The 13337-nt window shown below is 34.6% G+C and carries 14 protein-coding genes; 8 read left to right on the forward strand and 6 right to left on the reverse strand.

What is annotated here, in order from left to right:
* Window positions 1-92: 92 nt before the first annotated feature.
* Window positions 93-1550 carry an LptF/LptG family permease gene (locus AC5YGG_RS05505; RefSeq protein ID WP_496143467.1) on the forward strand — a complete coding sequence of 486 codons (1458 nt, stop codon included), beginning with the start codon at window positions 93-95 and terminating at the stop codon, window positions 1548-1550.
* Window positions 1551-1741: 191 nt separating this feature from the next.
* Here AC5YGG_RS05505 and AC5YGG_RS05510 read toward each other — a convergent pair whose 3' ends face one another.
* From AC5YGG_RS05510 to pyrH, 3 genes are all read right to left on the reverse strand, one after another.
* Window positions 1742-2803 carry a 3-oxoacyl-ACP synthase III family protein gene (locus AC5YGG_RS05510; RefSeq protein ID WP_496143468.1) on the reverse strand — a complete coding sequence of 354 codons (1062 nt, stop codon included), beginning with the start codon at window positions 2801-2803 and terminating at the stop codon, window positions 1742-1744.
* A 194-nt stretch (window positions 2804-2997) separates the two neighbouring features.
* A complete protein-coding gene (gene frr / locus AC5YGG_RS05515) occupies window positions 2998-3552 on the reverse strand; it encodes a ribosome recycling factor (protein ID WP_496143469.1) in 555 nt (184 codons plus the stop codon).
* 115 nt (window positions 3553-3667) lie between these two features.
* Window positions 3668-4375 carry a UMP kinase gene (pyrH, locus tag AC5YGG_RS05520; protein ID WP_068943145.1) on the reverse strand — a complete coding sequence of 236 codons (708 nt, stop codon included), beginning with the start codon at window positions 4373-4375 and terminating at the stop codon, window positions 3668-3670.
* Between the two features lie 168 nt (window positions 4376-4543).
* Between pyrH and porQ the strand changes: the two genes are divergently transcribed.
* The 5 genes from porQ to AC5YGG_RS05545 all read left to right on the forward strand — a co-directional run bounded on the left by porQ (window position 4544) and on the right by AC5YGG_RS05545 (window position 7620).
* The gene (gene porQ / locus AC5YGG_RS05525; protein WP_496143470.1) at window positions 4544-5536 is read left to right on the forward strand and encodes a type IX secretion system protein PorQ; all 993 of its coding nucleotides are present in this window, start codon (window positions 4544-4546) and stop codon (window positions 5534-5536) included.
* A 72-nt stretch (window positions 5537-5608) separates the two neighbouring features.
* Window positions 5609-6283, forward strand: coding sequence for a (d)CMP kinase (gene cmk, locus AC5YGG_RS05530; protein WP_496143472.1), 675 nt, complete (start codon window positions 5609-5611; stop codon window positions 6281-6283).
* A 96-nt stretch (window positions 6284-6379) separates the two neighbouring features.
* Window positions 6380-6730 carry a YtxH domain-containing protein gene (locus tag AC5YGG_RS05535; protein WP_065394593.1) on the forward strand — a complete coding sequence of 117 codons (351 nt, stop codon included), beginning with the start codon at window positions 6380-6382 and terminating at the stop codon, window positions 6728-6730.
* 79 nt (window positions 6731-6809) lie between these two features.
* Window positions 6810-7130 carry a phage holin family protein gene (locus AC5YGG_RS05540; protein WP_065394594.1) on the forward strand — a complete coding sequence of 107 codons (321 nt, stop codon included), beginning with the start codon at window positions 6810-6812 and terminating at the stop codon, window positions 7128-7130.
* Window positions 7123-7620, forward strand: coding sequence for a phosphoribosyl-ATP pyrophosphatase (locus tag AC5YGG_RS05545; RefSeq protein ID WP_496143473.1), 498 nt, complete (start codon window positions 7123-7125; stop codon window positions 7618-7620). Before AC5YGG_RS05540 ends, AC5YGG_RS05545 begins: the two co-directional genes overlap by 8 nt.
* A gap of 71 nt (window positions 7621-7691) precedes the next feature.
* On the opposite strand, the gene AC5YGG_RS05550 is transcribed toward AC5YGG_RS05545, so the two are convergent.
* Window positions 7692-8417, reverse strand: a complete 726-nt coding sequence (locus tag AC5YGG_RS05550) for a TrmH family RNA methyltransferase (RefSeq protein WP_496143474.1) — start codon at window positions 8415-8417, stop codon at window positions 7692-7694.
* Between AC5YGG_RS05550 and tamL the strand changes: the two genes are divergently transcribed.
* Window positions 8403-11003: a translocation and assembly module lipoprotein TamL gene (gene tamL, locus AC5YGG_RS05555; RefSeq protein ID WP_496143475.1), complete on the forward strand. Its 2601-nt coding sequence runs from the start codon at window positions 8403-8405 to the stop codon at window positions 11001-11003. The two genes, AC5YGG_RS05550 and tamL, sit on opposite strands and share 15 nt — an antisense overlap.
* Here tamL and AC5YGG_RS05560 read toward each other — a convergent pair.
* Together AC5YGG_RS05560 and AC5YGG_RS05565 are read right to left on the reverse strand one after the other, a co-directional pair.
* Window positions 11000-11617 (reverse strand): SanA/YdcF family protein, encoded by a 618-nt coding sequence (locus tag AC5YGG_RS05560; protein WP_065394598.1) that lies wholly within the window; start codon window positions 11615-11617, stop codon window positions 11000-11002. The two genes, tamL and AC5YGG_RS05560, sit on opposite strands and share 4 nt — an antisense overlap.
* Entirely contained in the window at window positions 11614-12738 is a 1125-nt protein-coding gene (locus AC5YGG_RS05565; RefSeq protein ID WP_496143476.1) for a 2Fe-2S iron-sulfur cluster-binding protein, read from the reverse strand. The genes AC5YGG_RS05560 and AC5YGG_RS05565 overlap by 4 nt, the downstream gene beginning before the upstream one ends.
* 32 nt (window positions 12739-12770) lie before the next feature.
* On the opposite strand from AC5YGG_RS05565, the gene AC5YGG_RS05570 reads away from it, so the two are divergent.
* Window positions 12771-13331, forward strand: a complete 561-nt coding sequence (locus tag AC5YGG_RS05570; protein WP_496143477.1) for a TlpA family protein disulfide reductase — start codon at window positions 12771-12773, stop codon at window positions 13329-13331.
* Window positions 13332-13337: the final 6 nt, after the last annotated feature.

Below are 13337 nucleotides of genomic sequence, written 5' to 3' on the forward strand. Positions count from 1 at the left end.
AGGTAAATCTGCCTTTATAAGATTTCGCTTCAGAAAAAAAATAACAAAATATAAAAGCCGCAAGTTTGCGGCTTTTTGATTAATTTTGGCGCATGTTAAAAATACTAGATCGATATATCATAAAAACCTTCTTTGGACCGTTTTTCTTTATATTCAGCGTATTGTTTTTCATTTTTATTGTAAACATTATCTGGGTTCAAATGGGACAGTTTATGGGAAAAGGATTAAGCTATTGGCAAATCCTTAAACTTCTTTTTTACCTGGGGGTAAATGTTATCAGTATGGTTCTTCCGCTGACAATTCTTTTGGCAAGTATCATGTCATTCGGGGAATTTGGGGAACGTTATGAACTTGCTGCTATGAAAGCAGCAGGAATTCCTTTAACCAGAGTAATGACGCCTTTATTGGGAATTGCTACGGCACTTGCGATCATGCTATTTTTCTTTTCCAATAATATCATTCCGGACTTTCAGAAAAAGGCAAAGAACATGTTGTTCAACATTGCTCAGACTAAGCCGGCAATTAACTTTACTCCAGGACAGTTTATTGATCAGATTCCAGGATATATGGTAAAGTTTGATAAGATCTATGGAGAAAACGGAGAAAACATTGAAGGAGTATTTGTTCACAGAAAAGCCAGCATTTATGAAAACCAGAGAACTGTTGTAGCTGAAAAAGGAAAGTTCGTGCCTGCCGCCAATAAAAACTTCCTTAAACTTGTTTTGCATAACGGTTACGTATTTGAAGATGCCATTGAAGGTAAAGGTGATAATGTAAGACAAAAACAGCCTGACCAGTCTATTAAATTTGATACTCTTGTCAATCACTTTGACATCAGTGAAATCATTAATAAAGCTATTGAAAAGGAACAGATTACGGATGATTTCCGTTTTGAAACTTATAATCAGCTGAATAAAACCATTGACAGAAGTAAAAAAGAAAACGAGCTGTTTTTTAAAAATGTAGGAAATGAAGTTTTAAGCCAGACAAGTTCTACCATTCCTTATATGGATACCCCTAATAAACCTAAGGCAGCAGCAAAACAGCAGATAAAGCTGGATTCTGTAAAAGGTGAGAAAAAACTTGAGCTTATTTACAATTCCTATAACAGGCTGGAGACTATGAAAAGTACTTTGGAATCTAAAAAGAACGAGTTCAGTTCTAATGTAAAGTATTTCAGTAAAGTTGTTATTCATCAGCAGAGAATGATATCTTATTCTGTAACCTGTATTATTTTCTTCCTGATTGGGGCAAGTTTAGGCTCCATTATCAGAAAAGGAGGAATGGGACTTCCGGTAATTATAGCCATCGTTATTTTCATTATTTTCTATGTAATGAACGTTGCAGTAGAAAACATGTCTTGGAGCGGAAAACTGAACCCATATCTGGCAGCATGGGCACCTAACTTTATTCTTTTCCCGTTTGGAATATGGATGACCTATAAAGCGCTTACAGATTCACAATTGTTTGATGCAGAAAAATACAAAACACTCCTCAAACCTATTACAAAAAGATTCTCAAAAAGTAAAGAACATCAGAGATATCAATAAAAAACAAAAGCTTCGAGAAATCGAGGCTTTTGTTTTTTACAGGAAGATTTAAAGTTTGGAAATTAATACATCTGTATAGTTTAAAGATAAATAAGTTTACAATTAAATATTATGATTCGGATATTTTTCAAGATTATAATCATAAGAAAAGACTCCGAATCAGGAGTCTTTTCTATGATGAATAATAATTATTAAAATTTATAAACAAAGGCATTAATATTCATTCCGGCACCTACAGAAGCAAACAGAACGATATCACCTTTATTAATTTTATGATGTTCCAATTCATCCTTTACAATCATGGCAAGTAAAGAAGGAATAGTGGCAACACTGCTATTGCCAAGCTTATGAATAACCATAGGCATAATATTTTGAGGAACCGGAGTATTATACAGCTGATAAAACCTATTCACAATTGCTTCATCCATTTTCTCGTTTGCCTGATGGATGATGATTTTATTTAATTCTCCGATAGAATAGCCACTATTATCCAAACACTTTTTCATTGCTTCCGGAACATGCGATAAAGCAAACTCATAGATCTTTCTTCCATCCATCTTAATATATCGGGTATCTGGGCACCTTTCATTATTATAGGATTTTCCAAAATATAAATAATCTTTTTCTGTGAATGTATAAGAAGCTGACAAATGAGATTTTATACCGGCATCATCATCAGTATTTACTTCCAGAATAGCTGCTCCTGCTCCATCTGCATAAATCATACTGTCTCTATCATGAATATCTACAACACGCGAAAGCGTTTCTGCACCTACTACCAGACAGCGCTTAGCAATACCGGATTTAATGAATGCATTAGCCTGTATCACCCCTTCAATCCAGCCGGGACATCCAAATAAGACATCATATGCGACACAGAAGTTATTACGTATTCCTAATAGATGCTTTACTCTTGCCGCAAGACTGGGAACCATATCTGACTGAACAGTCCCAAAACGAACATCACCAAAGTTGTGAGCAAATATAATATAGTCCAACGTTTCAGGATCTATTCCTGAATTTTTTATGGCTTCCTGAGCCGCAATAAGTCCCAAATCTGACGTAACCTGTGTATTGTGAGCATATCGTCTCTCTTCAATACCCGTTATTTTTTTTAATTTCTCTGTAATAGAAGCATTATTTTCTTTTAATAAAACACCTTCTTCATTCATGAAAATATGTTGGTCAAAAAACAAATTTGTTATCGTTTCTGATGGGATGTAGTTCCCTACACCAATAATTTTAGCTATCATTTTTATGCTTTTTTCCCTGTTCTTTTATTTTTGCAGGAATAATTGATAAATATAACGATAATACCTATCAATATATTATAACAAATCGACTTAATAAAGTAAATTTTAAAACAATTTATAAAATTCCTGTTTTGCCCAAACAAAAGAGGACTCCAAAACGGAATCCTCTTGATCATATTTTCAAAAACTGAAAATTATACTTTCATAATTTCAGCCTCTTTTGTCTTAAGATGCTCATCGCAAAGCTTTACATACTTATCAGTGTAAGTCTGGATTTCTTCTTCCACACCCTTTACAACATCTTCAGAAACTCCTTCCAGCTTTTTAAGTTCTTTCAAACCTTCCTGTCTCGCGTTTCTTACTACGATTTTTGTCTGCTCAGTTTCACTTTTAGCTTGTTTTGCTAATTCTTTTCTTCTTTCCTCTGTTAAAGGTGGTACGTTAAGAATAATGTTTTCTCCATTATTAGAAGGAGCAAAACCTAAGTTTGAATTGATAATCGCTTTTTCAATAGCGTTAATTGCCGTTCTGTCCCAAGGTTGAATAGAGATGGTCATTGCATCTGGAATAGAAACGTTCGCAACCTGGTTAATAGGAGTCATCGCTCCGTAGTATTCAACCATTACATCCTGAACCATCGTTGTAGAAGCACGTCCTGCTCTGATTCTTTGAAATGCATGATCAAGGTGCTTTACAGCTGCGTCCATGTCCTGTTTTACAGATTCTAATATTAAATCTAATTCTTCCATTATTATATTAAAGTTTGATAAATTGCACATTAGTGATAAATGATGATTGATAAACCATAAAGGATAAGTAATTAATAATAAGCAATGAGATTATAATCTCTTACCTATCATTTGATTACAAATCAACCAGAGTACCTACATTTTCTCCTTCCACGATTTTTACTAAATTCCCGTCTTTATTCATATCGAATACAATAATAGGTAATTTATTTTCGTGGCTTAAAGTAAATGCAGTCATATCCATTACCTTAAGGTTTTTCTCAAATACTTCATCGAAAGATAATGAATTATATTTTACTGCATCAGCATTCTTTTCCGGGTCACTATCATAGATTCCGTCTACTCTTGTTCCTTTAAGAATTACATCTGCCCCGATTTCGATTGCTCTCAATGTAGCAGCTGTATCTGTAGTAAAATAAGGGTTTCCTGTACCTGCTCCGAAGATCACTACTCTTCCTTTTTCAAGGTGTCTTACCGCTCTTCTTTTGATGAATGGCTCAGCTACCTTATCCATTTCGATGGCAGACTGAAGTCTCGTTTTAATTCCCGCATCTTCCAATGCTCCCTGCAACGCCATACCATTGATTACAGTTGCCAGCATTCCCATGTAATCTCCCTGCACTCTATCCATTCCTTTTGCTGCCCCTGCAACACCACGGAAAATGTTTCCTCCTCCAATGACGATGGCTACTTCACAGCCTTTTTCAACTACTTTTTTGATCTCAGCAGCATATTCCTGCAGTCTTTCGTTGTCAATACCGTATTGTCTGTTCCCCATTAAGGCCTCACCGCTTAGTTTCAGAAGGATTCTTTTATATTTCATCTTTTATTTTTAATAACTTTTTACTAGTGTTGGTTTCTCAAAAAATTTGATTTTGCAAATATAATCATTAAAAATATTGATATGAGAAAAATATTTAATTACAAATAATGTCATAAATATTTTGAAAAGTACGAAAAAGGATTATTTTTGCATTAATTATAAATTGAGTTGAAGAAAATTATCATTTTTTCATTATTTCTATCAGGAATTGTTTCTTATGCGCAAACAGGAACAAATGTGTATCCGTTCTTAAATGTACCTGTATCTGCAAGACAGGCTGCTTTGGGTGGAGATGCAATTTCGATAAGAGATTATGATGTTTCCTTTGCTATTGCAAACCCAGCCCTGTTAAATAAAGATTCAGACAAACAGCTTTCTGTAAACGCTACTGCTTATCTTGCCGATTCCAAATACGGAACCATTGCTTATGCCAAAGACTTTGATAACGGTCATATGGCAACCATCAATGCCAGGTATATGAGCTATGGAAGCATTCCTAGAACGGATGAAAGCGGTTTTCAGGATGGTGAGTTTAAAGCGTCAGATGTTGCCATCGGTGCCGGATACGCCTATCAGTTTGAAGAAGACTGGACAATTGGTGGAGGATTAAACTTCGTTACCTCAAAAATAGACAACTATACCTCTTCCGCAATTTCTGGAACAGCGGGGATTACTTATCATAATAAAAAGAATAAAGAAGTTCTTTCCCTTGTATTAAGAAATTTTGGTTTTCAGCTGAAATCTTTCAACGGAACCCGTGAAAATCTCCCTTTCAGAGTAGATGTGGGATATACCAAGATTTTAAAAAACTTTCCTCTTGCCATTACCATTACGGCTCACGATCTTCAGCAATTCAATATTTCTTCAGAATATAATTCAGAAGGACAAAAAGTAAATGCAGGAAGAAAAATTGCAGACCATTTCTCTCTAGGAGCAGAATTGTTCCCGGAAAAAAACTTTAATATCAGATTAGGATATAATGTAAAAAGAGGTAATGATATGGCTGTGGCAGATCAAAGAAACTTCTCAGGACTTTCCGGAGGATTTGGGATCAAGGTATCCAGATTCCGTATAGATTATGCGCACATAAGATATCACAACTCTTCGAACGTCAATCAGATAGGAGTTTCCATGGACCTTTCCAGCCACGCAGGAGAATAGAAAATTCTTAAATACCTCTTAAAATTTCTTATTATTCCTTGATTTTCTAAAAAAAATCTTGAAATTTGCAGTATGAAAAAACCTGTAATAGCTATCGATGGGTACTCGTCTACCGGAAAAAGTTCTATCTCTAAAATCATTGCTGATAAGTTAGGACTTATTCATATGGATACAGGAGCGCTTTACAGAGGAGTTACCTGGTTTGCCTTACAGCACTGCTTGAATAATGACGGCGAGATTGATTTGAATACCCTGTTTTCATCTTTTGATCAGATTCATCTTGAATTTAAAAATAATGACGGAACTTTAGTTCTTTATCTTAATAATACTGATATTTCAAAAGAAATTCGTACCAATTCGGTTTCCGATAACGTAAGCCTTGTAGCCAAACAAAAGGAAGTAAGAGACTTTTTATTACAGTCTCAGCGTTCTTTGGCAGAAAAAGGAGGTGTCATTATGGACGGACGTGACATTGGGACAGTAGTTCTGCCAAATGCAGACTATAAGTTCTTTCTTACAGCCAGCATTGATGAAAGAACAAACAGAAGGTTCCTTGAATTAAAAGGACTGGGAATAGAAGCAGATAAAGAACAGGTACGACAAAACCTTATTGACAGAGATAAGATCGACAGTGAGCGTGTAATAGCCCCTTTAAGGCAAGCTGATGACGCTACCGTGATCGATAATTCAGACCTTACTAAAGAAGAAACAATAGAACTTATTCTTTCTTACATCGAAAAGATTTAACAATTTTTAATAGGCATAAAGCCTCCTTTGGTATACAAATTGTAAGTTTTATTAGTATAAAAAACTAATCTATTATTAACTATTAAAAAGCTTAAAATGTCTAAAAACGGAAAAAATACAGCAGGTATATTGGCGGGACTTCTTGCAGGTGCTGCAGCAGGTGTAATCTTAGGAATGTTATACGCACCGGAGGAAGGAAAAGAAACAAGAAAAAAGATCAAGAATAAGGCAAACGATCTTAAAGATCAGGCTAAAAACAAATACGGAGAGGTTTCTGAAAAAGTGAAAGACCAATATGGCAATATTTCTTCTACTTTTAAAGAAACGGCAAACAACGTAGCACATACTATGAAAGATGGGTATGACAAATACAAGGATCAAATTGTTTCTAAAACTGCAGATGTAGTAAAAGATGTAGAAGCAGAATTGAACGATCTAAAAAAATAAGTAATTTATCTTCTTAAGTAAATTACAGAAAGGAACTTTTGTGCGAAAGTTCCTTTTTTTGTAACTTTAAAAAAAAACAATGATAGAAACTATTAAAGAATACGCATCAAAGAGAATAGACCTTCTTAAAATTGAAGCTACTGAAAAGTCGTCTCTTTCTGCCGGGCTCATTACCTACTTTGTAGTACTGCTTGTTGCTTTTGCTTTTTTTATTATCCTTTTCAATTTTGGAATCGCTTTTCTTATTGGTAAAGCACTGGATAATTATTCCTACGGATTCTTAATTGTTGCTGCATTTTATGCGTTAGTAATGGCTTTTGTCATTGCATTCAAACATAAGATTGTAAATACTGTTGCAGATCAGGTTATTAAATTTTTAAATCATTCAAGCCATGAGTAGAAGATATGAAAGCATAGAAGAATTAAGAAGAAAGAAAAAACTGCTCCAAGGCGAGATTAGCGATCTTGAAAACCTTCTTACTTTTAAAAATACAAAAGAAAGTTTAAGTGCATTTACCAATGGTTTAAGTGATCAGTATCTTCAGGAAAAAGTAGATGAAGACGGTGATGAGAAAGTTGTTCTGAGAAAGGATGTCATTGCCAAGCAGCTTACTTCGGAGGTTAAAGATCTTTTGATCAGTAAAAATACGGCTGTTGGACTTGCCAGTTCTGCATTTAAAGGGAATATAACAGATAGCATTGTTAAACTCGGGGTTACGGCTATAGTAGGCAATTATGCAAAAAAGAATATGAAAAGCTCTAACTGGAAGAATAAACTTGTGGGAGCCGCTCTGATTTATCTTGCTCCTATTGCGCTTAAGTATGTCAGAAAAAAGCTGGAAGTATACCAGAAAAATAAAAGTGTTTCCAGTTTGGAACAATTGATATAAGTAATCAAGGCTTAGAATTTGAGAAACAATTTACTCTCACATTCTAAGCCTTAATTTTTATACATTTTACTCTATTTTGAAAACAATTGTCCTAAAATAATCCCGGCTGCCATTGATACATTAAGACTTTCCGTAGATTGAGATTTTCCAAACCTTGGAATGGTAATACATTTCTGTAAAAGTTTTTCTGTCTCCGGTCTCATCCCGTTTCCTTCGTTACCAAGAATTAGATTTATTTTTTCAGGTTTATCAAACGTATAGATGTTCTCCCCATCCATATCTGTTCCGATATTTACGTTTTCTGTAGTTGAAAGGTATTCAACAAGATCAGTATAAACCACATTTACTCGTGTAAATGATCCCATCGTAGCCTGAATCACCTTAGGATTATAAAAATCAACGGTATCTTCACTACAGATGATCTGTTCTATTCCAAACCAATCTGCCAATCGGATAATGGTTCCTAAATTTCCCGGATCCTGAATCCCATCCAAAACCAGTTGAATATTCCTATCCTCCATCTTTTCTTCATTTGCCAGATAACAGACGGCAACGGAATCTTTCGGGGTTTTAAGGAAGCTGATTTTTTTTAACTCATTTTCAGAGATATGAGTCACAGGGATATCACTACGGTCCAATTTTTGCGGATCGGTTGATAATATTTCTTTAACTTTAAAGTTAGAATTGGAAAGTTCACAAATGATTTTATTACCTTCAACCAAAAACAAATTGTATTTTTGTCTGAACTTCTTTTTATCTAAAGATTGTAAAACTTTTATTGTATGAGCTGTAAGCATTATAAGAATTCTCCTCAAAAATATTATAAAATTATCTCATTTGCAACATTTGTTGGTCTCCTTTATGCTTGTAGTACAACAAAAAAAGTTCCGGAAGGTGAATATCTCCTTACTAAGAACAGCTTTGAGTTCGAGGATAAGAAAGAATTCTTCGATGAAGAACTGAAGGAATACGTTCAGCAAAAACCTAACAAAAAGCAGGTTTTATTTATGCCATTAGGACTTATGTTCTACAATATGGCAAATCCAAAGTATGACACTATTCTTAATGAATATATGACCTATCCCGGTGAGATGAGAAATCAGAAATTGAGAGATTCATTATTCATTAAATATAATATGAAAAACAGTGTCGGGAAAAATCTTTTCTTTGATCGTTTATTACATAGCTGGGGGTCTCCACCTGTGATTCTGGATCAGACAAGGAGTGAAAAAAGTGCAGAGTCTATCAAAAAAAGACTTACTTACAGAGGTTTTTGGGATGCAGAAGTAAAGTACAGACATGATATTGATTCTGCTTCAAAAAAAGCTGCCGTAAAGTATTTCATTAAGCATAATGAGCCTACTTATATTAAAGATTATTATTACAATATTACTGATCCCGGCATTAAAAGATACTACAATTATAATATTAATAAGACTTTTGTAAGATCAGGTCAGGTTCTGGATCAGACCGTTCTTGAAAAAGAAGTGGCAAGAATCACAGAATTAATGAGAGAATTTGGATATTACAAGTTTAACGCATCGAATGATGAAGTTTATTTTGTTGCTGACTCATTAAAAAGTAAAAAAAACGTCCCTTTAACCTTAGAAATCCATAAAGATTCTCTTGACAGTCCTTATAAAGTGGCAACCTTTGGAAATATTGACGTTGCCATTGTAGATGAACCCGGAGATTATCCTAAAAATACAAAAAAAGACAGTTTAAGAAGAATTCGTTTCCATAAAATGAATGAAAATTATAAATCATCTTCTTTGTGGAGAACAATTATTCCGGATAGCAAAAAGATATTTGATCAAAAACAGCTCGATGTAACAAAAAGAAATCTTTTGTCTACGAATAACTTTAGCATTGTAAAAGCCAGAGACTCTCTGAGACAAGGAGGTATGTCTTCTCCTAATGACAGTATTGTGGATGTTTTGTACGTATTAAAACCTCTTCCGAAATATGAACTTAAAGTAGGTACCGATATTAACTATTCTCAGGTCTTAAATCTTGGGGTATCTCCTTCTGTAGATCTTACGACAAGAAATGTCTTCAGAGGCGCAGAAAACCTTTTTACAAGTATTTCGGGAACATTTGGTTCTATCAGAAGCACAAAGGATATCGACAAGAGAACGACAGCATATGAGATTTCTGCTCAGGCGTCACTGAACTTCCCAAGATTGCTGTTACCTTTTAATTATTATAAATTCTTCCCTAAGAGATATACCCCTACATCATCCATTTTGTTGGGAGCGTCTATACAGAATAATATTGGTTTAGGTAGATTAAATTTCAATACCGGGCTGAATTATCAGGCTAATATTAATGATCAGGTATATCATAAACTTACCTTATTCAATACACAAATCAGCTTAACGAAAAATAAAGATGCTTATTATTCATACTTCCCTAATGATGAAAAAATAAGGGATGATATCTTTAAAGATTATTTTCTTTCCCATTCTCAGCTGGGACAGGATTTTAGGGATGGTAAAGTAGATATTGACTACGTTTCGAAAGAAATCGTTGAGGATGAAACCTACCGCCAGTCTCTTAACCAGAGCGGAACTGATCTTTTAACAGCATTCAGAGGTGCTTTGGTGAACAAAGACAGACAGACTCAGGATGTATTGATTTCTTCCATGATCTACAATTTTGTTTATAATGAAATTGGTAAAAAAGAATATCCTAATGCCTTTTATTTTAACGGAAAAGTTGAACTTGCAGGTAATATATTGAGTTTATTCAATAAAAAGGATGATGGTGGCGGAATTTTAACTTCTCCACAGAGAACAATTTTTGGAATTCCGTACGCACAGTTTGTAAAGTTTGATATTGATGCAAGAAAGTATTTCAAATTTAATGGAAATCAGACTTTAGTTCTTCGTCAGTTTGTCGGAGTGGGTATTCCTTATGGAAATTCTGAAAATATGCCGATTATCAAGTCGTACTTTAATGGAGGTTCAAATGATATCAGAGCTTGGGTGGCATTTGGGGGATTAGGTCCCGCAGACTCTCAGGTAGACGAAAGAGTTCGTACATATATGACCGATAATGTAAAGCTTACAACCAATATTGAATATAGAATTCCATTCAACAAAATGTATGAAGGGGCTTTATTTACAGATATTGGTAATACATGGAGTCTTCGTGATCACAATGATGGGTACGGTGATGAATTTAAGTTTAATAAATTCTTAGGACAAGTAGGTGTAGGTAGCGGATTCGGGTTAAGAGTAAATATCGCTTATATAACATTGAGATTAGATCTTGCCTATAAAATCTATGATCCGAACAAACCTGAAGGTGACAGATGGAGATTTAAAACCTTCCAGCCTTTCAAACCTACTGTGAATTTCGCATTCGGATATCCTTTCTAATCTGGGGAAACTCCTAAAATAAAATACACTACAGCTATAACACGGGCGAGGATTTCCCTCGCCTGATTTCTGTAGAAACTTTCAGGTTTTGTGACATCCTGTGCATCAAAACCCAATGCATTCATATCATTATTTCTTGCAAAAAACAGAGCTCGGAGATTATGATATCCCTGAGAAACAATAATTACATTTTTCTTCTTATAAACATCTTTACAACGCAGGATACTTTTATAGGTATTAAAGCCTTTCGGATCTTCAATAATGATATCTTCAGGCACACCTTCCTGGTACACCAGATAATTTTTCATAGCGGCAGGTTCATTATAACCTTTACTCTTCTCACCACTTACTAGGATTTTTTTAATTTTTCCATGATGATAAAGAAGCGCCGCAGCATCCATTCTCTTGGTAAAATAAGGATTAGAAAGCCCTGATCTCATCTTGGGAGATGTTCCAAGTACCAGCGCAATCTCTCTGGGTGGAATTTTAGAAATTTTAGTATAGGTACGTCCATTCGTAAGTCCGAAAACCCAGACATTACAAAAGCAGATCATTAAAATTCCCAATTCTAATGATACAAAACCCAGATTAAATATGTTCTTAATAATTCTCAACTAAGATCAAAGTTAAGCTTTATTTTTTGACTTTTCACTATTGACATACATGCTAAAATATGTCCTTGGTTTTCCTCTTTTTCGGTAAGATATTCATTTTCAATCAACTCTACTTCACCTTCTTCCAATGAGCATTCGCAGCTTCCACAAATTCCGGACTTACATGAGTAAGGCACAGGAAACTTTTGAATCAAAAGCTGCTGTAATATTTTATCCTTGTTATCAGGAAGTTGAGTCGTATATTTTTTTCCTAGCATTGTAAATTCTACCTCGATATTTTCAATAAGCGGAAATTCTTTTTCTACAGGATAAATATCATCATTAAATTCTTCAAAAAGTTCAAAGTGAATATTTCTTTTCGGAATTCCGTGGTGATAACAGGCATTGGCAAGTGTTTTAATCATCTCTCCCTTTCCGCAGATAAGAACTTCGTCCACAGCGTCCCAGATGGTAGATTCCTCATCGGTATCATCAAGGTGGAGAATCTGATTGATGATTAAGTTTAATTTCTTTTCATCTAATCTGCCATAGAAAAACTGATCTGCTGTTTTTTCCTGTGAAAAGAAGTAAAAAATCTGAAGCCTGTCACCACAAGTTCTGGCAAGGTTATCCAATTGTTCACGATATACAAGCTCCTCAGAACTCTTATTCCCAAAAAACAAAAATAGTCTCGTTCTTGGCTCATTATGAAGAATATTTTTGAAATGGCTTAAAATCGGAGTAATCCCTATTCCGGCTGCAAAAGCAACAATAGTTCTGAATTCACTAGGTTTGGTTACCAATGTAAATCTTCCGGCGGGTTCACTGATCCAAAGTAAATCTCCTTCATTATAGTTTTGAAAGAGCTGAGAAGTAGCTCCATCAGGAGAATTCACCTTTATCCCTAAACATATTTTACCTTCATAAGGCGCAGACGTCATTGAGTAATCATTAATCACCTCTTTCCCATGTGATTGAAATTTCACACTTACATATTGCCCAGCTTCAAACTTAAAATTTTCTTTCAGATTCCCGGGAATATCGAACTCCAGAGAAAAAGTATTTTTGGTCAGCTGTTCCTTTTTCGCTATTTTTAACGGATGAAACTTTATAAGTTTCCCTTTATAGATTTGTTGTTCCATACTTCAATTCAAAAATAGATAAAAAATAATTTATGAAGAAGATAATTTTATCAACGTTACTCCTTACTGCACTTTACAGCTGCAAAAAAGATGGTCAGAAAACAGGTGACACAGCTGCTGCAGATTCACTTTCTGTGACTCAAACCACAACAGCACAAGGAGGTACGTATGTCCCTAAAGAACTTTCTCCTGAAAATGTAGGTCAGCACCTTGCTAAAAATAACGATACTTTATATGTCACTAATTTTTTTGCAACATGGTGCGGTCCATGTATGAGAGAAATTCCAAGCTTTAAAAACAAAATGCAGGAATTAAAAGGTAAGCCTGTAAAGTTCACCTTTATCAATCTTGATGACAAAGCAGATTGGGATGGTGCCGTAAAAGATTTTGTTGTAGAAAATAATCTTGGTGGTAATGTTATATTATTGGACGGACAGAAATTGGATCAAAACTTTTTTTCCAATAATTTCAAGCAATGGGATGGCGGTTCAATTCCGTTTACTTTCATGAGAAAAGGTGATAAGACTGATGAATATCTTGGGATGATGACTGAAGAAGTCCTGAATTCAAAAATTGATTCTTTCTTAAAGTAAAATATA

The organism is Chryseobacterium sp. CS2K3 (assembly GCF_059515185.1).